General features: G+C 42.1%; 17 protein-coding genes and 1 other annotated feature. Of the genes, 16 read left to right on the top strand and 1 reads right to left on the bottom strand.

Going from position 1 to position 21387, the window contains the following annotated elements:
• Positions 1-37: 37 nt before the first annotated feature.
• The 14 genes from ilvE (at position 38) to yihA (ending at position 18388) form a co-directional block, all read left to right on the top strand.
• Positions 38-952: a branched-chain-amino-acid transaminase gene (gene ilvE, locus V7L95_RS00835; protein ID WP_008342856.1), complete on the top strand. Its 915-nt coding sequence runs from the start codon at positions 38-40 to the stop codon at positions 950-952.
• An 8-nt stretch (positions 953-960) separates the two neighbouring features.
• Positions 961-1208 (top strand) — a binding site (T-box leader).
• A gap of 122 nt (positions 1209-1330) precedes the next feature.
• Positions 1331-3055 carry an acetolactate synthase large subunit gene (gene ilvB / locus V7L95_RS00830; protein ID WP_008342854.1) on the top strand — a complete coding sequence of 575 codons (1725 nt, stop codon included), beginning with the start codon at positions 1331-1333 and terminating at the stop codon, positions 3053-3055.
• Entirely contained in the window at positions 3052-3570 is a 519-nt protein-coding gene (ilvN, locus tag V7L95_RS00825) for an acetolactate synthase small subunit (protein WP_007501584.1), read from the top strand. Before ilvB ends, ilvN begins: the two co-directional genes overlap by 4 nt.
• Before the next feature lie 18 nt (positions 3571-3588).
• Complete coding sequence (ilvC, locus tag V7L95_RS00820) at positions 3589-4617, top strand: ketol-acid reductoisomerase (RefSeq protein WP_007501581.1); 1029 nt, start codon at positions 3589-3591, stop codon at positions 4615-4617.
• The gene (locus tag V7L95_RS00815) at positions 4604-6157 is read left to right on the top strand and encodes a 2-isopropylmalate synthase (protein WP_008342850.1); all 1554 of its coding nucleotides are present in this window, start codon (positions 4604-4606) and stop codon (positions 6155-6157) included. The genes ilvC and V7L95_RS00815 overlap by 14 nt, the downstream gene beginning before the upstream one ends.
• An 18-nt stretch (positions 6158-6175) precedes the next feature.
• Positions 6176-7273 carry a 3-isopropylmalate dehydrogenase gene (gene leuB / locus V7L95_RS00810; protein ID WP_171465636.1) on the top strand — a complete coding sequence of 366 codons (1098 nt, stop codon included), beginning with the start codon at positions 6176-6178 and terminating at the stop codon, positions 7271-7273.
• Positions 7274-7314: 41 nt separating this feature from the next.
• Positions 7315-8730 (top strand): 3-isopropylmalate dehydratase large subunit, encoded by a 1416-nt coding sequence (leuC, locus tag V7L95_RS00805; protein WP_007501575.1) that lies wholly within the window; start codon positions 7315-7317, stop codon positions 8728-8730.
• A 15-nt stretch (positions 8731-8745) separates the two neighbouring features.
• On the top strand, positions 8746-9345 hold the full coding sequence (gene leuD / locus V7L95_RS00800) for a 3-isopropylmalate dehydratase small subunit (RefSeq protein ID WP_060781249.1): 600 nt from the start codon (positions 8746-8748) through the stop codon (positions 9343-9345).
• Between the two features lie 123 nt (positions 9346-9468).
• A complete protein-coding gene (ddcA, locus tag V7L95_RS00795) occupies positions 9469-10476 on the top strand; it encodes a DNA damage checkpoint antagonist DdcA (protein ID WP_008342841.1) in 1008 nt (335 codons plus the stop codon).
• Between the two features lie 240 nt (positions 10477-10716).
• A complete protein-coding gene (gene tig / locus V7L95_RS00790) occupies positions 10717-11991 on the top strand; it encodes a trigger factor (protein WP_017358146.1) in 1275 nt (424 codons plus the stop codon).
• Between the two features lie 251 nt (positions 11992-12242).
• Positions 12243-13508: an ATP-dependent protease ATP-binding subunit ClpX gene (gene clpX, locus V7L95_RS00785; RefSeq protein WP_017358145.1), complete on the top strand. Its 1266-nt coding sequence runs from the start codon at positions 12243-12245 to the stop codon at positions 13506-13508.
• 138 nt (positions 13509-13646) lie between these two features.
• Positions 13647-15308 carry an ATP-dependent protease LonB gene (gene lonB, locus V7L95_RS00780; protein ID WP_007501566.1) on the top strand — a complete coding sequence of 554 codons (1662 nt, stop codon included), beginning with the start codon at positions 13647-13649 and terminating at the stop codon, positions 15306-15308.
• A gap of 171 nt (positions 15309-15479) precedes the next feature.
• Positions 15480-17804, top strand: coding sequence for an endopeptidase La (gene lon, locus V7L95_RS00775; RefSeq protein WP_007501564.1), 2325 nt, complete (start codon positions 15480-15482; stop codon positions 17802-17804).
• A complete protein-coding gene (gene yihA / locus V7L95_RS00770; protein ID WP_007501562.1) occupies positions 17801-18388 on the top strand; it encodes a ribosome biogenesis GTP-binding protein YihA/YsxC in 588 nt (195 codons plus the stop codon). Before lon ends, yihA begins: the two co-directional genes overlap by 4 nt.
• A gap of 43 nt (positions 18389-18431) precedes the next feature.
• On the opposite strand, the gene V7L95_RS00765 is transcribed toward yihA, so the two are convergent.
• Positions 18432-18917, bottom strand: coding sequence for a hypothetical protein (locus V7L95_RS00765; RefSeq protein ID WP_007501561.1), 486 nt, complete (start codon positions 18915-18917; stop codon positions 18432-18434).
• A gap of 240 nt (positions 18918-19157) precedes the next feature.
• Between V7L95_RS00765 and hemA the strand changes: the two genes are divergently transcribed.
• Together hemA and V7L95_RS00755 are read left to right on the top strand one after the other, a co-directional pair.
• Positions 19158-20525 carry a glutamyl-tRNA reductase gene (gene hemA, locus V7L95_RS00760; RefSeq protein ID WP_008342832.1) on the top strand — a complete coding sequence of 456 codons (1368 nt, stop codon included), beginning with the start codon at positions 19158-19160 and terminating at the stop codon, positions 20523-20525.
• 7 nt (positions 20526-20532) lie between these two features.
• A complete protein-coding gene (locus V7L95_RS00755) occupies positions 20533-21363 on the top strand; it encodes a cytochrome c biogenesis protein (protein ID WP_008342830.1) in 831 nt (276 codons plus the stop codon).
• Positions 21364-21387: the final 24 nt, after the last annotated feature.

Here is a 21387-nt window from a genome sequence, read left to right as displayed (position 1 = left end):
ACTACTTTTTGTTTGAAAGAGAGGGTGCTCACTGAAGATGGAAGACCAAAAGGAACAGTGGATCTTTTTAAACGATGAACTCGTGAAAAAAGAGGATGCGAAAATTTCAGTTTATGATCATGGCTTCTTATATGGTGACGGTGTGTTCGAAGGAATACGTGTATATAACGGAAATATCTTTCGAATGAAAGAACACTTAGATCGCCTGTATGATTCCGCTAGATCCATTATGCTGAACATTCCATATTCACTTGAGGAGCTCACTGAAAAAATGATTCATACAGTTGAAAGGAACGGCCTAAAAGATGCCTATATCCGCCTTGTTGTCTCAAGAGGAGCCGGTGATCTTGGCTTAGATCCAAACAACTGCGGGAGAGCCAACACAGTGATCATTGTAGAGCCGCTGGCCATCTTTCCAAAGCACCTATATGAAACAGGTATTGATATTGTGACAGTACCGACAAGGCGAAATCGTCCTGACGTACTAAGTCCAAAAGTGAAATCATTAAACTATTTGAATAACATTCTTGTCCGAATCGAAGCCCATATGGCCGGTGTGAGTGAAGCGCTGATGCTGAACGATCAAGGGTACGTGGCAGAAGGTTCTGCAGACAATGTGTTTATTTATAAAAAAGGTAAGCTCTATACACCGCCAGGTTATATCGGCGCTCTTGAAGGCATCACAAGAAATGCCATCATGGAGATTGCAGAAGACTTAGGCTACGAAGTGAAAGAAGAACCTTTCACAAGACATGATGTGTATACAGCTGAAGAAGTCTTCCTGACAGGAACCGCTGCCGAAGTCATCGCTGTTGTAAAAGTTGACGGCCGTATCATTGGCGAAGGAAAGCCAGGGTTCCACACAAACAAACTTCTTGAACAATTCCGCAAGCGAGTCGTTGAAGAAGGAGAAAAAGTAGTCTTTACCGATGAGAACATTCACGCAAGCTAAATAGATATCGATAAACGTTGAAGAGGACTAGTAGCTTTAGAGTCAGTATCTACAGAGAGCCGGTGCTAGCTGGAAACCGGTGTTACTTTCTAAAGTGAACTCACCTCTGAGTGTCTGCTTGAAATGATAGTAGGGCAGACCGAGTGACATTGCATCACTCGTTACCAAAATGGATGAAAGATGTCCATGAGACGGCAGCATGATTTGCCGTGAACAAGGGTGGTACCGCGAAAAACAAAGCTTTTTCGCCCCTTTGACCTAGTGAAAAGTAGTGTCATTGTGGGGTGAGAAGGCTTTTTTATATGGTCTCATATCTCTATCTTGAATGGAAAAGGGTGAAAGGACTTGACTGAAGCAAGACAAAGAGGAGGAAATCAAATGGGGACAAATGTACAAATGGAGACGGAAAAATCAAATGCACCACAAACGATGAACGGTGCACTCATGTTAATTGAAGCACTCAAAAGAGAAAAAGTAGAAGTCATTTTTGGTTATCCTGGCGGAGCCGTTTTACCAATCTACGATAAAATTTACGATTCTGGTTTATTTCATGTTCTGCCAAGACATGAGCAAGGAGCGATTCACGCAGCGGAGGGATACGCAAGAGTATCTGGTAAACCAGGCGTTGTTATTGCCACATCAGGACCGGGGGCAACAAACCTAGTCACAGGAATTGCAGATGCGATGATTGATTCACTACCTATGGTTATCTTCACTGGACAGGTGGCAACCTCAGTCATTGGATCAGATGCATTCCAAGAAGCAGATGTACTTGGTATCACAATGCCAATCACAAAACACAGCTATCAAGTGAGACGTCCAGAAGAGTTACCGGGTGTCATTAAAGAGGCATTTCACATCGCAACAACCGGCAGACCTGGTCCAGTCTTGATTGATATTCCAAAAGATGTCGCTGGTATTGAAGGGACATTTGAATACGATCAGCCAATCGATTTGCCTGGTTATCAGCCGAAAATTGAGCCGAATTATTTGCAAATTCGCAAGTTAGTAGAAGCTGTAAGCAGAGCAAAGAAACCAGTTATTCTAGCAGGAGCTGGCGTTCTTCATGGCAAAGCGTCGGAAGAATTAAGGCAATATGTAGAGCAGCAGCAAATCCCTGTCGCCCATACATTGCTTGGGCTTGGTGGATTCCCGGCAAAGCATCCTCTATTCCTAGGAATGGCGGGTATGCACGGCACATATGCAGCGAACATGGCACTACATCAATGTGACTTACTCATTTCAATCGGAGCGAGATTTGATGACAGGGTAACCGGCAACCTCAATCATTTTGCAAAGCATGCGAAGGTGGCTCATATTGATATCGACCCAGCGGAAATTGGTAAAAACATTCACACCCATATCCCAGTTGTTGGTGACAGTAAGCTAGTGCTTCAAGAACTGATCAAGCAGGACGGGAAACAAGGTGAATCAGACGAGTGGAAGAGCCAGCTAAATCAGTGGAAGGAAGAATATCCACTCTGGTACGTTGAAAACGAAGCTGAAGGTTTTAAACCTCAAAAGCTGATCGAATACATTCATCAATTTACAAAAGGTGAAGCCATTGTGGCAACTGATGTCGGACAGCACCAAATGTGGGCTGCACAGTTCTATCCATTTGAAAATGCCGATAAGTGGGTGACATCTGGTGGGCTTGGCACAATGGGATTTGGTTTACCGGCAGCGATTGGCGCGCAGCTAGCTGATCAAGAGGCAACGGTTGTGGCGATTTTAGGAGACGGAGGTTTTCAAATGACCCTGCAAGAACTTGCCGTTATCCGTGAGCTGAACCTTCCAGTGAAAGTGATTGTTCTGAATAATCACAGTCTTGGAATGGTAAGACAATGGCAAGAAATTTTTTACGAAGAACGCTACTCACATTCTAAATTTTCAGAGCAGCCAGACTTCGTGAAATTATCTGAAGCTTATGGCATTAAAGGGATCAGAATCTCATCAGACGAAGAGGCGCAAGAAAAACTCGAAGAAGCCTTAACCTCTAGAGAGCCTGTTTTCATCGATGTCAATGTAGCGAGAGATGAGAAAGTATTCCCGATGGTAGCACCGGGGAAAGGACTTCATGAGATGGTGGGGGTGAAACCTTGAAAAGAATTATTGTGTTGACTGTATTAAATCGATCAGGCGTACTGAACAGAATCACAGGCCTTTTTACGAAAAGACACTACAATATTGAAAGCATTACGGTCGGCCATTCTGAGATTCAAGATGTATCACGCATCACGTTCGTCGTCCATGTAGACCAGGAGAAAGACATCGAACAGCTGACAAAACAGCTGAACAAACAAATCGATGTCCTCAAAGTAACGGATATTACAAACCAATCAATCGTTCAGCGAGAGCTGGCTTTGATAAAAGTCGTATCTGCACCAGCATCTAGAATGGAAATCACAGGGGTCATTGAACCTTTTAGAGCTTCTATTGTAGATGTGAGCAGAGAGAGTGTCGTCATTCAGGTGACAGGTGAGTCTTCAAAAATTGAAGCACTCATTGAATTACTTAAGCCATACGGCATTAAAGAAGTCGCCAGAACTGGCACCACGGCCTTTGCGAGAGATAATCAGCAAAAGCCGCAAACAAATAAAACAATTTCAATTGTCTAAACAAAAGGAGAGAGTCAAATGGTAAAAGTATATTATAACGGTGATATTCAAGAAAACGTATTAAATGGTCAAAAGGTAGCTATCATTGGTTACGGATCACAAGGTCATGCACATGCATTGAACTTAAAAGAGAGCGGCGTAGATGTGATTGTCGGTGTGAGAAAAGGCGGATCTTATACAAAAGCACAAGAAGACGGCCATCAAGTATTCACAGTAAAAGAAGCAGCAGCACAAGCAGATGTCGTCATGGTATTACTTCCAGATGAGCAGCAAAAGAAAGTATATGATGAAGAAATCAAAGATCAATTAGAAGCAGGTAATTCACTTGTATTCGCACACGGATTCAACGTTCACTTCCATCAAATTGTTCCTCCAAGTGACGTAGATGTGTATCTTGTGGCTCCAAAAGGTCCAGGACATCTTGTAAGAAGAACATATGAGCAAGGCGCTGGTGTACCTGCACTATTTGCTATCTATCAAGATGTATCAGGTCAAGCGAAAGACAAAGCACTTGCTTATGCAAAAGCAATCGGCGGAGCAAGAGCGGGCGTTCTTGAAACAACATTTAAAGAAGAAACAGAAACGGATCTATTCGGTGAGCAGGCAGTTCTTTGTGGAGGTCTTACTTCATTAGTAAAAGCAGGTTTTGAAACATTAACAGAAGCTGGTTATCAGCCAGAGCTTGCATACTTCGAGTGTCTGCATGAACTGAAATTGATCGTTGACCTTATGTATGAAGAAGGATTAGAAGGTATGAGATATTCAATCTCTGATACAGCGCAATGGGGTGACTTCGTATCAGGACCACGCGTTGTGGATGCAAAAGTAAAAGAATCAATGAAAGCAGTCTTGACTGACATCCAAAACGGAACATTCGCAAAAGAATGGATTGTTGAAAACCAAGTGAATCGTCCACGTTTCAATGCGATCAATGCAAATGAAAATGAGCACCAAATTGAAATCGTCGGAAGAAAGCTTCGTGAAATGATGCCTTTCGTTAAACAAGGAAAGAAAAAGGAAGCGGTGAGCGTCGGTGCGAAAAATTAATTTTTTTGACACAACACTTCGAGATGGAGAGCAATCACCAGGAGTGAACTTAAATGCACAAGAAAAGCTAATCATTGCTAAGCAGCTTGAGCGCCTTGGGGTTAATATCATTGAAGCGGGTTTTCCCGCTTCATCCCGAGGGGATTTCTTAGGCGTACAAGAAATTGCAAGAACGATTAAGAACTGTTCAGTTGCAGGACTTGCACGATGTGTGAAAGGTGACATCGATGCTGCATGGGACGCATTAAAAGATGGAGCTCAACCAAGAATACACGTCTTTATTGCGACTTCTGACATTCACCTCAAGCATAAACTAAAGAAAACACGTGAAGAAGTGGTTGAACAAGCTGTTTCAATGGTGAAATATGCGAAAGAGCGCTTCCCAGTTGTTCAGTGGTCAGCAGAAGATGCATGCCGGACAGATCTTTCTTTCCTAGCAGAAATTGTAGAAAAAGTGATCGACGCAGGCGCAAGTGTCATTAACTTGCCTGACACTGTTGGATACCTAGCACCAAAAGAGTACGGAAATATCTTTAAATATATGAAGGAACACGTTCCAAATATCGATCAAGTCATCTTGTCAGCACACTGTCATGATGATTTAGGAATGGCTGTAGCGAACTCACTTGCTGCCATTGAAAATGGAGCAGATCAAATTGAAACGGCTGTCAACGGTATTGGAGAGCGCGCAGGGAATGCTGCTTTAGAAGAAATTGCAGTTGCCCTTCATATTCGCAAAGACTTTTACCAAGTCGAATCAACCATTCAGTTGAATGAAATTAAGCGTACAAGTGATGTAGTGAGCAAATACTCAGGTATGATTGTACCGCGTAATAAAGCAGTCGTTGGAAACAATGCATTTGCTCATGAATCAGGTATTCACCAAGATGGATTCCTCAAAGAAAAAACAACCTATGAAATTATCTCTCCAGAGCTTGTAGGCGTCACAACAGATGTGCTTGTCCTTGGTAAACACTCCGGAAGACACGCGTTTAAAGACCGCTTAAAAACACTCGGCTTTAAATTGACTGAAGAAGAAATCAATAAGTTCTTCGAAACGTTTAAGAACTTAACAGAGAAGAAGAAAGAAATCACAGATGATGATTTGATCTCTATTATATTAGAAGAAAAAGTAGCAGACCGTAAAATCGGCTATGAATTTGAAAGTCTTCAAGTTCACTATGGGACAGAGCAAATGCCGACAGCAACAGTCTCTCTTAAAAATCAAGAAACGCAGGAAGTCATTCAAGAAGCAGCTACAGGTGCAGGCAGTGTAGAAGCTGTGTACAACACGCTTGAGCGCTGTATGGAGGAAAGAATTCATTTGCTAGATTATCGTATTCAATCCAATGGAAAAGGCAGAGACGCACTAGCAGAAGTATATGTCACTGTTTCAATAGAAGGAAAAGAAACAGCAGGACGCGGTGTAGCGCAAGATGTGCTGGAAGCATCGGCTAAAGCTTACGTCAATGCAGTGAATAGACATTTAATCTTTAAATCAAACCTAATAGAAATTGAGAAACATCACGCCATCTCATAAGAAAGGAGGAAGGGACTCATGAAAAAGAAAATTGCACTTTTGCCCGGCGATGGAATCGGACCGGAAGTCGTCACATCAGCCGTCGCTGTTCTGAAAGAGACAGCGGATCAATTTCAACACGAATTTGAATTCGAAACAGCTCTCATTGGCGGTATAGCGATAGATGAAAAAAATAATCCGCTCCCTAAAGAAACAGTAGAAGTGTGCAAAAGCGCAGATGCGATTTTATTAGGAGCCGTTGGCGGACCAAAGTGGGATCAAAACCCACCAGAGCTTCGCCCAGAAAAAGGATTGCTCTCCATTCGCAAGCAGCTGGACTTATTTGCGAACATCCGCCCTGTCAAAGTATTTGATAGTTTGAGTGAGGCTTCACCGTTAAAACAAGATCACATTAGCGGAGTAGATTTTGTCATCGTTCGTGAATTAACTGGAGGCCTCTACTTTGGCGAACCAAGTGAGCGCTACACGGATGATGAAGGAAAAGAAGCTGCGGTTGATACACTTCTTTATACAAAGGAAGAAATTGTTCGTGTATTAAAAGAAGCGTTCGACATGGCGTTAACGAGACGGAAAAAAGTAACGTCTGTGGATAAAGCGAATGTTCTCGCTTCAAGTAAATTATGGCGGGATGCGGTAGAAGAAGTTGCATCCCAATATCCAGATGTCGCATATGAGCACATGCTCGTCGATAATGCCGCGATGCAACTTATTTATAAGCCCGCTCAATTTGATGTCATCGTGACAGAGAATATGTTTGGTGACATTTTAAGTGACGAAGCATCTATGATTACTGGCTCACTCGGCATGCTGCCATCTGCTAGTTTATCAAGCACCGGCCTTCATTTATATGAGCCGATTCATGGTTCAGCACCCGATATTGCGGGGCAAAATGTCGCAAACCCTCTGGCTACTATATTGTCAGCAGCCAGCTTGCTTAGAACATCCTTTGCTCTAGAAGAAGAAGCGGCTGCAATTGAAGCAGCTGTGGAAGCCGTTCTTGCCTCTGGCAAACGAACAAAGGACCTAGCATCAAAAGAGGGAACGTATGAAACGACTGATGATATCACGAAAGCCGTTGTAGATGCACTCAAACAACGTACGAAAACCATTGTATAAATAGAAATCTTGTTGAATTAGGTAGAGGGAGGAAAAGGGTTATGCCTCGAACAATCATCGAAAAAATATGGGATCAGCATGTTGTCAAAAATGGCGAGGGAAAACCAGACCTTTTATATATTGATCTGCACTTGGTGCATGAGGTGACGTCACCTCAAGCATTTGAAGGATTAAGACAAAAAGGGCGCAAGGTGCGAAGACCACAAAACACATTTGCGACGATGGATCACAACATTCCGACTGTGAATCGATTTGTGATCAAAGATGAGATTGCGAAGAAGCAAGTCAGTGCTCTAGAGCGCAACTGTGCTGAATTCGGGGTCCGTCTAGCTGACCTTCACAGTGTAGACCAAGGAATCGTTCATGTCGTTGGACCAGAGCTTGGTTTAACACTTCCGGGGAAAACAATCGTGTGTGGAGATAGTCATACATCTACTCATGGCGCATTTGGTGCACTTGCCTTTGGGATTGGCACAAGTGAGGTTGAGCATGTACTTTCCACACAAACACTTTGGCAGCAGCGTCCGAAGACACTAGAAATTAGAGTAGACGGAACGCTTCAAAAAGGGGTAACAGCCAAAGATGTCATTTTGGCAGTCATTGGCGCACACGGCGTGAAGTTCGGTTCAGGTTATGTCATTGAATACACTGGGGAAGTATTCAGAAACATGTCAATGGATGAGCGGATGACCGTTTGTAATATGTCAATTGAAGCAGGCGCAAGAGCAGGATTGATCGCACCTGATGAAGTGACCTTTGAATATTGCCGCGGACGCAAATACGCACCGCAGGGTGAAGATTTTGAAGCAGCGATCAAAGAATGGAAAGAACTAAGAACAGATCCGGGTGCGACCTATGATAAAACCATTGTTTTAGATGGAAATCATATTTCACCAATGGTCACGTGGGGAATTAACCCAGGAATGGTGCTCCCTGTGGATGCAGCCATTCCAGGACCTGAAGACTTTGCACAAGAAGATGACCAAAAAGAAGCAAAGCGTGCTTATGAATACATGGGGGTTCACCCGCATCAGCGTATTGAAGATATTACGATTGAGCATGTGTTTATTGGCTCATGTACGAACTCAAGAATGACTGATTTACGCCAAGCCGCTTCTATGATTGAAGGCCAAAAAGTAGCCGATCATGTCAGAGCGATTGTGGTTCCTGGCTCACAAAGTGTCAAACTGCAAGCAGAAGAAGAAGGTCTTCATGAAATTTTCCTAGAAGCAGGATTTGAATGGAGAGAATCTGGCTGTAGTATGTGCCTCAGCATGAATAACGATGTGGTGCCAGAAGGTGAACGTTGTGCATCTACATCAAACCGTAACTTTGAGGGACGTCAAGGGAAGGGTGCAAGGACGCATCTTGTCAGCCCGGCAATGGCTGCAATGGCTGCCATACATGGCCGATTTGTCGATGTCAGGAAGTTTAATCAAGAGAAAACAGTCGTGTAAGGAGTTGTGTCATAGATGGAGCCTTTAGTCACTCATAAAGGAAAAGCCGCTGTGCTTAACCGTATAAATGTAGATACAGATCAAATCATTCCGAAACAGTTTTTGAAAAGAATCGAACGAACAGGATATGGCCGATTTGCCTTCTTCGACTGGCGATATTTAGCAGATGGCAGTCCGAATCCAGATTTTGAACTCAATCAGCCGATTTATGAAGGAGCCTCTATTTTGATCGCAGGCGAAAACTTTGGCTGCGGATCATCAAGGGAACATGCGCCTTGGGCACTTGATGATTATGGCTTCAAAATTGTCATTGCCCCATCTTTCGCCGATATTTTCCATCAAAACTGTTTTAAAAACGGGATGCTTCCGATCCGCCTTGATTATGATGTGTGGAAAACGTTTGCTGCATCATATGAAAACAAAGGATATGAAATGACAGTTGATCTGGAAAAACAACAGATTCAAGACCATGAAGGGAATGTTACTCCTTTCGATGTAGATCCACACTGGAGAGAAATGCTCCTGAATGGCTATGATGAGATTTCATTAACATTGTTACTAGAAGATGAGATTCAGGCATTTGAAGAGAAACGTAGCAACTGGCTGCGTGCATAAACAACGAGAAGCCGTCCCCGTGGTGTGACGGCTTCTTTTTTGCATGAAAACCTCTCGTTACTTGTGTTTACTAACCTTCGTTGGTAAACTGATAAAAAATATGCGCCCGAAAGGAACGTAAGCATGAAACATGACAAGAAGAAAGATAATGTCATTTTGTTTCCTGGTCTGAAAGAAAGACTGATTGAAAAAGGAATGGCAGCATTAAAAGATAAACAGTATCAAGAGGCGCTTCACTTATTTTCAGAAGCGAAATCGTATGATGACGATGAAGAATCCGATATTCATCTCGGTATGGCGATTTGTTTTCTAGAGCTTGGTGAGCTGCAGGATGCAAAGCGAGTATGTGAAAAGATGCTACATGAAGGATATGGACACTATTTCACTGTGCTTCAAGTGTATATGACCATCTTAATTCAGCTGAAAGAGTACGAGGAAGTCAAACAAACAATTGAGGCTGTCCTTGAAGAAAATCACCTTCCAGCAGAAAGCGCGGAGCATTTTTATAAACTGCTTGAATTTAGCAGAAAGATGATTGAATCACCAGAAGAGATTTTAGACGAAGACGAGGAAGGCAGCGGAGAAATCAATATAGATGAAATGCTCGAGCGGCCAGAAGAGCAGGTGCAGTTCATCCATTCGCTGAAAGACCGAAACATCACGCCACATATGGGTCTATTAAATACGATCCTACAAAAGCCTGATGGAAACCCTTTGGTCAAATCATTGATCCTGCAACTTCTGTCAGATCATGATGTGGCAAAGCCGGTTCATGTGACGAAGTTCGGTGATTCTTTAACGCTTGTTCCTTCTGAGGCTGTCAAGCCAGAGCAAATGCCACTGCTTCAGCAAGTCCTTCGAAAGCTCGATGACACACTCGGCAATGAGAACCCAACCCTTTACCAAGGAGTTGAAGAGTTATGGCGCCGGCACTTATTTGTGCTATATCCATTTCTTCCTAAATATACGGATCCGAATCTTTGGGCTGCGGCACTTCATAAAGTCGGCTATGAAATGCATGGAATCGAGATTGACCTAGAAGAATTGCATTTATTGTATGATTTTAACGAACGAGAGCTGAGAGAAGCTTGTACAATGCTGAAAGATATTGAAGAAATTTCTTATTTGTAATTTGTCGATTTAGTTGAAAGACGGACTTGTTATGTTATAATATAATGGTTGTATTTGTGCATATATCGTGCGGTTGTAAGATTCCAACGGTTGAAAGACGTTATGTATAATCAAGTCAAATGTTGTATACATAAGACCGCTTCTTTAGCGGAGTGCGTGGTTTTTGATTGGACGAAGTCTTTATGATGCTTTAGAATGTAACAACGCACAATCTGAATAGATTTTTGGAGGGAAACACACATGTCAGTAAAATGGGAAAAACAAGAAGGTAACGAAGGTGTCTTAACAGTAGAAGTTGACGCTGAAACATTTAACAAAGCACTTGATGATGCATTTAAGAAAGTAGTTAAGCAAGTATCAATCCCTGGATTCCGTAAAGGGAAAGTACCACGTGGTCTTTTCGAGCAGCGTTTTGGAGTAGAATCTCTTTATCAAGATGCACTAGATATTCTTCTTCCAGTTGAATATCCGAAAGCAATCGACGAAGCTGGTATCGAGCCGGTTGACCGCCCTGAAATCGATGTTGAGAAAATCGAAAAAGGCGAAAGCTTAATCTTCACTGCAAAAGTAACAGTGAAGCCAGAAGTAAAACTTGGTGACTACAAAGGTCTTAACGTAGAAAAAGACGACACATCTGTATCTGATGAAGATGTCCAAGAAGAGTTAAAAGCTATGCAAAACCGTCAAGCTGAGCTTGTTGTCAAAGAAGAAGGCGCAATCGAAAACGGCGATACAGTTGTTCTAGATTTCGAAGGATTCGTTGATGGAGAAGCATTCGAAGGCGGAAAAGCTGAGAACTACTCTCTTGAAGTAGGTTCTGGTTCATTCATCCCTGGTTTCGAAGAGCAATTGGTTGGTCTTGAAGCAGGTGCAGAAAAAGATGTTGAAGTGACATTCCCAGAAGAATATCATGCTGAAGACCTTGCAGGTAAACCAGCTGTATTCAAAGTGAAAATTCATGAAATCAAAGCAAAAGAACTTCCAGCACTTGACGATGAGTTCGCTAAAGATGTTGATGAAGAAGTTGAAACGATTGCTGAATTAACTGAAAAAACGAAGAAACGTCTTGAAGAAGCAAAAGAAAACGAAGCAGAAGGCAAACTTCGTGAAGAGCTAGTAGCAAAAGCTTCTGAAAATGCGGAAGTTGACGTTCCTCAAGCGATGGTTGACACTGAGTTAGACCGCATGATGAAAGAATTCGAACAACGTCTTCAAATGCAAGGGATGAACCTTGAGCTTTACTTCCAGTTCTCTGGACAAGATGAAGATGCGCTAAAAGAGCAAATGAAAGAAGATGCTGCTAAACGCGTAAAATCTAATCTTACTCTTGAAGCAATTGCTGCTGCAGAAGACCTACAAGTGTCTGATGAAGAAGTGGAAGAAGAACTTTCAAAAATGGCTGAAGCATACAACATGCCAGTTGAAAATATCAAACAAGCGATCGGTTCTACTGAAGCAATGAAAGAAGATTTAAAAGTTCGTAAAGCAATTGATTTTCTTGTAGAAAACCGTTAATATGGTGCATAATAATAAAACAGGGCGCGAGTGACTCGTGCCTTGTTTTGTACAATTTTTGACTTATCATCGCTTCTTTTGGAAACGATAGTGTAAGTCGCATCTTTCTGTCATACATATCTCAATGTGCAGTGTTACAAACACATCATTACCGTCTTTTAGGAAAGTATGGTAAAATGCATACATACTGGACCCAGAAGGGTAGCTGACTGTTAGCTACAGGCAAGTGAAGAAGAATAAGGGGTGAAAGAATGTTTAAATTCAACGAGGAAAAAGGTCAATTAAAATGCTCGTTTTGCGGAAAAACGCAAGATCAAGTGCGTAAACTGGTCGCAGGACCTGGCGTATATATATGTGATGAATGTATCGAGCTTTGCACGGAAATAGTTGAAGAAGAGCTCGGTACTGAGGAAGAAGTTGAATTCAAGGATGTTCCGAAACCTCATGAAATCCGGGAAATTCTTGATGAATATGTCATCGGACAAGAGAATGCGAAGAAATCCTTAGCTGTAGCGGTTTATAACCATTACAAGCGGATTAATTCCAACAGTAAGATTGATGATGTTGAGCTTTCGAAAAGTAACATTTCTATGATTGGACCTACAGGAAGCGGTAAAACATTACTTGCTCAAACGCTTGCACGTATTTTAAATGTTCCATTTGCGATTGCAGATGCGACGTCTTTAACAGAAGCAGGTTACGTTGGGGAAGACGTAGAGAATATTTTACTAAAGCTGATCCAAGCAGCAGATTATGATGTAGAAAAAGCTGAAAAAGGCATTATCTACATCGATGAGATCGATAAAGTAGCAAGAAAATCAGAAAACCCTTCTATCACTCGTGATGTATCTGGGGAAGGTGTACAGCAAGCCCTTTTGAAAATTCTTGAAGGAACAGTCGCTAGTGTACCGCCTCAAGGTGGACGTAAGCATCCTCATCAAGAATTCATTCAAATTGATACAACAAATATCCTCTTCATTTGTGGTGGAGCCTTTGACGGCATTGAGCAAATCATCAAACGCCGCCTAGGTCAAAAAGTCATTGGATTCGGTGCGGAAAATAAAATTGAAGATCTTGAAAAAGAAGTCCTTCTATCAAAAGTTCTGCCAGAAGACTTACTTCGCTTCGGTTTAATCCCAGAATTCATCGGTCGTCTTCCGGTTATTGCAAGCCTAGAGCCGTTAGATGAAAAAGCACTTGTAGAAATCTTGACGAAGCCTAAAAATGCGCTCGTTAAGCAATATACAAAAATGCTTGAGCTTGATGATGTTGAGCTTGAGTTTGAAGAAGATGCTCTTAGCGAAATTGCGAAAAAAGCAATTGAGCGTAAAACAGGAGCTCGTGGTCTTCGCTCCATCATTGAAGGCATCATGCTTGATGTGATGTTTGATCTTCCATCTCGTGATGATATTGAGAAATGTGTCATTACTGGTGAAACGGTTGCTGATGGTGAGCCGCCTCGTCTTGTCTTAAAAGACGGTACAGTCGTGAATAAAGATACAAAAACATCGGCATAAGCCCGTTTGATGACTCCTGAATCGTTTGATTCAGGAGTTTTTTATTTATCGTGGAAGTTGTGTTTATTCCGTCCAGCTCTAGGAAATACTAGCAGACAGAAACCAATACATAACGATAGATGAAGGAGGGAGCACCGATTGAGCTGGACAGGAATCGTATTATTCATACAACTGTTCTTTGGTATCGTCATCGGGTTGTACTTTTGGAACTTACTGAAAAATCAGCGCACACAAAAGGTGACGATCGATAAAGAATCAAAAAAAGAAATGGAAGCACTCAGAAAGATGCGATCCATTAAACTGAGTGAACCTTTATCAGAGAGAGTCCGGCCAAAGGGGTTTCAAGATATTGTAGGGCAGGAAGACGGTATACGTGCACTTAAAGCAGCCCTGTGTGGACCGAACCCGCAACATGTCATCGTCTACGGGCCGCCTGGTGTTGGAAAAACAGCTGCTGCCCGTCTAGTGATGGAAGAGGCGAAGCGTCACGCTGATTCACCATTTAAAAAAGATGCAGTATTTGTTGAGCTTGATGCCACAACGGCAAGATTTGATGAACGAGGCATCGCAGACCCCTTGATTGGTTCTGTACATGATCCCATTTATCAAGGAGCAGGGGCCATGGGACAGGCCGGCATTCCGCAGCCGAAACAAGGAGCCGTCACACATGCTCATGGCGGCGTTCTCTTTATCGATGAAATTGGAGAACTGCATCCGATTCAAATGAACAAAATGCTCAAAGTGCTAGAAGATCGAAAAGTGTTTTTAGACAGTGCTTATTACAGTGAAGAAAATACGCAAATCCCGAATCACATCCATGATATTTTTCAAAATGGGTTACCCGCTGATTTTCGACTGATTGGCGCCACGACAAGAACACCAGACGAAATTCCGCCGGCTATTCGATCAAGATGTTTGGAGATTTTCTTCAAGGATTTGGATCAGCATGAGCTGAAAATTGTTGCAGCTAAAGCAGTCGAGAAAATACAGAAGGAATTAAGTGACGAAGGACTGAACCTGCTAACATCCTATGTGAAAAATGGACGTGAAGCGGTCAACATGGTACAGATTGCCGCAGGTATGGCTGTCACTGAAAACCGAAAGGATATTACGATCGCCGATGTAGAATGGGTCATTCATTCAAGCCAGCTGACACCAAGATATGAACAAAAAGTACCGGAAAAGCCAAAGGTAGGAGTAGTAAATGGTCTTGCCGTGTATGGACCGAACAGCGGGGCTCTGCTTGAAATTGAAGTGAACATTTGTAAAGCGCTTGAAAAAGGCAGTATCAATATTACTGGTATTGCGGAAGAAGAAAGCATCGGCAATCAGTCGAAATCGATCAGACGGAAAAGTATGGCGAAGGGCTCAGTTGAAAATGTCTTAACCGTGCTTCGAAACTTAGGCATACGAACAAATGAATATGATATCCACATTAATTTTCCGGCTGGTGCCCCGATTGATGGGCCGTCTGCTGGAATTGCGATGGCCACAGCCATTTTCTCAGCCATTCATCAAATCCCGATTGATCATTTAACGGCGATGACCGGTGAGATTGGATTACAAGGTCAGGTGAAGCCGATTGGCGGTGTCATACCAAAAATCAAGGCAGCCAAACAAGCGGGTGTCAAAACAGTGATCATCCCTTATGACAATCAGCAGTCGATCTTAAAAGAGATTGAAGGGGTGACAATTGTGCCTGTGAAGCACTTCCAAGAAGTGCTGGATCAGTGTTTGGTCAATCCGCCAGATGAGAAGAAAGATGGACTAGAAGAAGAAATGAAAAGGAAATCTGTTTAATCCCCATCTCATATGGGGATTTTTTAGTGAAATAGATCTTTTTTTCTTTTTCAAGATAAAAAGAAAGGGTATACTACGGTAAGATCATCATTTCTCAAGTCTTTTACATTGTACAAGACTGAAACAGGTATATTATAATGATTCATACTAGTGACGGAGGTGTCTATCAACATGGCAGATGAAATCAAAAAGAATGTTCCGCTCCTTCCACTGCGAGGCTTGCTTGTTTATCCAACAATGGTCTTGCATTTGGACGTTGGGCGCGAAAAGTCTGTTCAAGCATTAGAACAGGCCATGATGAACGATCATATGATTTTTCTAGCAACACAGCGGGAAATTTCAATAGATGAACCAGGTGAAGAGGAAATTTTCAAAGTCGGCACCTACACAAAAATTAAACAAATGCTGAAGCTGCCAAATGGAACGATCCGTGTGCTCGTCGAAGGCTTAAATCGAGCGCAGATCGAATCCTACATGGAGCTAGAAGACTATACGTCAGTCGATATTAAAGAGTTGACAGAAGAAGAATTAAAGGACGCAGAAGCAGAAGCACTCATGCGCACTTTGTTAGATCACTTTGATCAGTACATAAAAATTTCAAAAAAAATCTCAGCTGAAACATATGCAACGGTGACGGATATTGAAGAACCTGGAAGAATGGCGGATATCGTCGCTTCCCACCTTCCTTTGAAATTAAAAGACAAGCAAGAAGTGCTGGAAACAGTCGATGTCAAAAAACGGTTGAATCGGGTCATCAGTCTCATTCACAATGAAAAAGAAGTGCTAGAGATTGAAAAGAAAATTGGCCAGCGTGTCAAACGTTCAATGGAGCGAACGCAAAAAGAATATTATTTGCGCGAACAAATGAAAGCTATTCAAAAAGAGCTTGGAGACAAAGAGGGGAAAACAGGCGAAGTCAGTACGCTTATGGCTAAAATTGAAGAGTCCGGCATGCCAGATTCCGTTCGTGAAACGGCTTTAAAAGAACTGAACCGTTATGAAAAAATCCCTTCAAGCTCTGCTGAGAGTTCTGTCATTCGCAATTATATTGATTGGCTGATCAATCTGCCGTGGGGCACTTATACAGAAGATCGTCTAGATTTAAAGCTTGCAAGCGAAATTTTAGATGACGAGCACCACGGGCTTGAAAAAGTAAAAGAGCGGGTACTCGAATATCTTGCTGTTCAAAAACTAACAAATTCATTAAAGGGACCGATTCTTTGCTTGGCAGGACCTCCTGGGGTAGGGAAGACGTCACTTGCAAAATCCATTGCTAAATCACTTGATCGAAAGTTTATCCGTATCTCTCTTGGCGGTGTACGTGATGAATCTGAGATCCGTGGTCATCGAAGAACCTATGTAGGTGCGATGCCGGGCCGTATCATTCGCGGGATGAGCAAGGCGGGCACAATGAATCCGGTCTTTCTTTTAGATGAAATTGATAAAATGTCTTCTGACTTTAGAGGAGATCCGTCTTCTGCGATGCTTGAAGTGTTAGATCCAGAGCAAAATCATAACTTTAGCGATCATTATATTGAAGAGACATTTGATTTGTCTCAAGTGTTATTTATCGCAACTGCCAACAATTTAGCAACCATTCCGGGTCCACTTCGTGATAGAATGGAGATTATCACGATTGCAGGGTATACGGAAGTTGAAAAAGCAGAAATTGTGAAAGATCACCTTCTGCCGAAGCAGCTAAAGGAGCACGGATTAAAGAAAGGGAACTTGCAGCTTCGTGAAGCAGCGATTTACGATATGATTCGCTATTACACGAGAGAAGCAGGAGTCCGCGGGTTAGAGCGTCAGCTAGCGGCGATTTGCCGAAAAGCGGCAAGAGCAATTGTGGCTGAAGACCGCAAACGCATCACAGTGACGGAAAAGAACTTATCTGAATTCCTCGGAAAAAGACTTTACCGTTATGGTCAGGCGGAAACGACCGATCAGGTCGGCGTTGTCACAGGCCTTGCATATACCACAGTTGGCGGAGACACCTTGTCCATCGAGGTCTCACTCTCGCCTGGTAAAGGCAAGCTTTTGCTAACAGGTAAGCTCGGTGATGTCATGAGAGAATCTGCGCAGGCGGCATTCAGTTATATCCGTTCAAAAGCAGATGAACTGAACATTGATCCTCAATTTAATGAAAAGCACGATATTCATATCCATGTTCCAGAGGGTGCGGTTCCAAAGGACGGGCCATCAGCTGGTATTACCATTGCGACGGCTCTTGTATCAGCACTCACAGGACGTCCTGTTTCAAAAGAGGTTGGCATGACAGGAGAAATTACGTTAAGAGGAAGAGTGCTTCCGATTGGCGGATTAAAAGAAAAAGCATTAGGCGCACATCGTGCAGGACTGAAAACGATTATTCTTCCAAAGGACAATGAGAAGGATATTGATGATATTCCTGAAAGTGTGAGAGAAGGATTAACTTTTATTCCGGTTTCACATTTAGATGAGGTGCTTGAGAAAGCGTTAGTAGGAGAGGGAAGATGAAAGTAACAAAATCAGATATCGTCATTAGTGCGGTGAAACCAGAGCAGTACCCGAGCGGGGGACTGCCTGAGATCGCACTTGCTGGACGATCAAATGTTGGAAAGTCCTCGTTCATTAACTCATTGATTAATCGGAAAAATTTAGCGCGTACGTCTTCTAAACCAGGAAAGACCCAGACGCTTAATTTTTACATTATTAATGATATGCTCCATTTTGTGGACGTCCCCGGTTATGGCTTTGCGAAAGTATCAAAAACAGAGCGCGAAGCATGGGGGAGAATGATCGAAACGTATATTACAATGCGTGAAGAGTTAAAAGCAGTCGTCCAAATTGTGGATCTGCGTCATAAGCCATCCGCAGATGATGTGAACATGTATGAATTCCTTAAATATTATGGAGTTCCTGTGATTATTATTGCGACAAAGGCCGATAAAATTCCAAAAGGCAAATGGGAAAAGCATGCGAAAGTCGTCAAACAGACACTCGACATCGACCCATCAGATGAATTAATCCTTTTCTCTTCTGAAACAAAAAAGGGAAAAGATGAAGCCTGGAATGCGATCCTTGCGAAGATTAACAGCTAAAAAAAGGCATCTGCTATATGCAGATGCCTTTTTATTGTATAAGTTATTTCCTTTTTAAAAATAATAAGAGGAGACTGACGGCAATCAATACATATGGCCAGTACAATTCAAAACCGGAAGTAGGGATCGAAAGTGTGCTAAGTTGCTTCGTAATTTGTTGAAAGAAATAAAGGAATAGACCGAGTGCAATGAGAACAATACTTTCTATTCGATATTCCTTTTTCTGTGATGACTTCATCAAAAGTGCGAGGCCGACGATGAACACAATCATCGTAAATGTATCTGGCCAGTGTTCTAATTTCGGCTGAAGGATAAAGTGTAGCGCAAGGCCTGTCATGAGCATACCGATAAACACATGAGAGGTTTCCTGTTCCTTCTTTCCTTGATATAAGAAAGCAAGGCCAAAAAGCAGTACAAGTGTATACCATTTCTCCTGATCTTTCCAAATGTCAAATTGATCTCCTGAGAGAATGGCATATAGTGCTACAGCCAGCAAAGTGAGCGGCAGCAAAATAGATTTCTTCTTCAAAGATGTCACCTTCTTATAAGCAGATCATTTGTCCGCACGCGCCAAATCTGGTAAATTGCTTGAAGTGATGATATGGCATTCGATGTCGAACATTTTTCTACTATATCACAACATTTTTGAAATCTGTTCACAATTTTTATCCAGTTAAAAATGAATATATGTTATAATCATTATAAATAATAAATTCTATATTGTAATTATTATAAATTAGACAGGGCGTTGGGGGTGCAAGCTGAAGTTATGCATATTCTTGTTGTGGGTTTAGATTATAAAACAGCCCCTGTTGAGATACGGGAACAGCTGAGCTTTGAACCGAGCGAGCTCGGAACAGCGATGTCCAAGCTTAAAGAAGAAAAAAGCATTCTAGAGAATATCGTCATCTCAACATGTAATCGAACAGAGATCTACGCAGTTGTAGATCAGCTTCATACTGGTCGGTTTTATATAAAAAGATTTTTAGCAGATTGGTTCGGTTTAGAAAAAGAAGATGTCTCTCCATATTTGAAGTTTTATGAAAATGATGGAGCAGTTGAGCATTTATTCCGGGTTGCCTGTGGACTTGATTCTATGGTCATTGGTGAAACACAAATACTCGGTCAAGTGCGCTCAAGCTTTAAAGTCGCTCAAGAGGAGAAGACCATTGGTACCGTTTTCAATTATTTATTTAAGCAGGCGGTAACAGTTGCGAAGCGCTCTCATGCGGAAACAGATATTGCGTCTAATGCTGTATCTGTCAGCTATGCGGCAGTGGAACTTGCCAAAAAAATCTTTGGACGTCTTTCTGATAAGCATGTCCTTATTCTTGGTGCGGGTAAAATGGGCGAGCTGGCGGCTCAAAACCTTCAAGGTCAAGGGATTGGCCAGGTAACAGTCATCAATCGAACGTTTGAAAAGGCCAAAGAACTTGCCGGTCGTTTTTCAGGAGAGCCTAAGAGCTTGAATCAATTAGAAAAAACTTTATCTGAAGCGGATATTTTAATTAGCTCTACTGGGGCTAAACAATTTGTGATCACAAAGGAAATGGTCGAAAAAGCGAACAAACAGAGAAAAGGCAGACCTCTATTCATGGTGGATATTGCAGTACCACGTGATTTAGATCCAGCTATTTCTGAAGTAGAAGGTGCTTTTTTGTATGACATTGATGACCTTGAGGGCATTGTGGCAGCTAACCTGAAAGAGCGCCGTGCAGTAGCTGAAGAGGTGGAGCTTCTCATCGAAGCTGAAATTGTGGAATTTAAGCAATGGCTTAATACGCTCGGAGTGGTTCCTGTGATTTCTGCTTTAAGAGAAAAAGCACTCTCGATTCAAGCGGATACGATGCAAAGCATCGAACGAAAGCTTCCAAACCTCACAAATCGTGAAATGAAGCTGTTAAATAAACATACGAAAAGCATCATCAATCAAATGCTGAAAGATCCTATCTTAAAGGCTAAAGAAATTGCCGGGGAGCCGAATGCAGAGGAAAAACTTTTACTCTTTAAAGAAATCTTTGATTTACAGGTTGAAGATGAAGAGCAAAAGGCAGAGCCGATGCAGGTGGAGCAAGGGGCATTTCAACTGTTCAAATCAAATATGGCACAAGGCCTTGCTACAGTTGCCAGTGAGTGATTAGGCGATGATGGAATCCATTGTAGCGAGACTAGGCGAAGCGACGATCTTGATCTATGCACTCAGTGTCTTGTTCTATTTCATAGATTTTCTTCAACACAACCGGAAGGCTGGAAAAATGGCTTTCTGGTTGCTTTCTATTGTCTGGCTGCTGCAAACAGTCTACATGTTTTATATTATGATGGAAACAGACCGATTCCCTGTGTTGAATGTAGCAGAGGGGTTATATTTTTATACGTGGGTGCTTGTGACATTGTCACTCGTTTTGACAAAAGTATTACGCGTTGAATTTATTGTCTTTTTTACAAATGTAATTGGTTTTTCCATGATGGCGATTCACACCTTTACACCATCCGATCTTCATTCTGCCGAACTGACGGGAAAGCTGACGAGTGAGCTGCTCGTCATTCATATTACGATGGCCATTTTATCATATGGCGCTTTTTCACTTTCATTTGCTTTTTCACTACTCTATCTATTTCAATATCGTTTGCTGAAAAAGAAAAAATGGGGAAAATGGCTTTTGAGAATTGAAGACTTATCAAAGCTTGATCATATGGCGTATGTCTTAAATATTATTGGCGTGCCGATGCTCTTGCTTAGTTTAATTCTTGGCATTATATGGGCATATATTTCGTATGATACGTTGTACTGGACAGATGCAAAGGTGCTCGGTTCGTTTATTATGCTGTTTTTATATGGCTTTTACTTATACATTAGACTGGTGAGAAATATGCAAGGCAAAATCGTGGCGCGTTGGAATGTCGCTTCATTTCTTGTGCTGATGATCAATTATTTTCTGCTTGGTAGCTTATCAACCTTTCATTGGTTTCAATAATGATGAGTCTTAAGGGCATTGTCG

It is taken from the genome of Bacillus sp. PPSBB_11 (genome assembly GCF_038023285.1).
Classification (GTDB): Bacteria; Bacillota; Bacilli; order Bacillales; family Bacillaceae; genus Bacillus; species Bacillus altitudinis.
This window is presented reverse-complemented; position numbering and strand designations above follow the sequence as displayed.

Coding starts and splice junctions, on each gene's coding strand:
- lon (WP_007501564.1), top strand. CDS start 15,480: ATGGCAGATGAAATCAAAAAGAATGTTCCGCTCCTTCCACTGCGAGGC.
- ddcA (WP_008342841.1), top strand. CDS start 9,469: ATGAAACATGACAAGAAGAAAGATAATGTCATTTTGTTTCCTGGTCTG.
- ilvE (WP_008342856.1), top strand. CDS start 38: ATGGAAGACCAAAAGGAACAGTGGATCTTTTTAAACGATGAACTCGTG.
- V7L95_RS00755 (WP_008342830.1), top strand. CDS start 20,533: ATGATGGAATCCATTGTAGCGAGACTAGGCGAAGCGACGATCTTGATC.
- hemA (WP_008342832.1), top strand. CDS start 19,158: ATGCATATTCTTGTTGTGGGTTTAGATTATAAAACAGCCCCTGTTGAG.
- tig (WP_017358146.1), top strand. CDS start 10,717: ATGTCAGTAAAATGGGAAAAACAAGAAGGTAACGAAGGTGTCTTAACA.
- leuB (WP_171465636.1), top strand. CDS start 6,176: ATGAAAAAGAAAATTGCACTTTTGCCCGGCGATGGAATCGGACCGGAA.
- leuD (WP_060781249.1), top strand. CDS start 8,746: ATGGAGCCTTTAGTCACTCATAAAGGAAAAGCCGCTGTGCTTAACCGT.
- yihA (WP_007501562.1), top strand. CDS start 17,801: ATGAAAGTAACAAAATCAGATATCGTCATTAGTGCGGTGAAACCAGAG.
- leuC (WP_007501575.1), top strand. CDS start 7,315: ATGCCTCGAACAATCATCGAAAAAATATGGGATCAGCATGTTGTCAAA.
- ilvC (WP_007501581.1), top strand. CDS start 3,589: ATGGTAAAAGTATATTATAACGGTGATATTCAAGAAAACGTATTAAAT.
- ilvB (WP_008342854.1), top strand. CDS start 1,331: ATGGGGACAAATGTACAAATGGAGACGGAAAAATCAAATGCACCACAA.
- clpX (WP_017358145.1), top strand. CDS start 12,243: ATGTTTAAATTCAACGAGGAAAAAGGTCAATTAAAATGCTCGTTTTGC.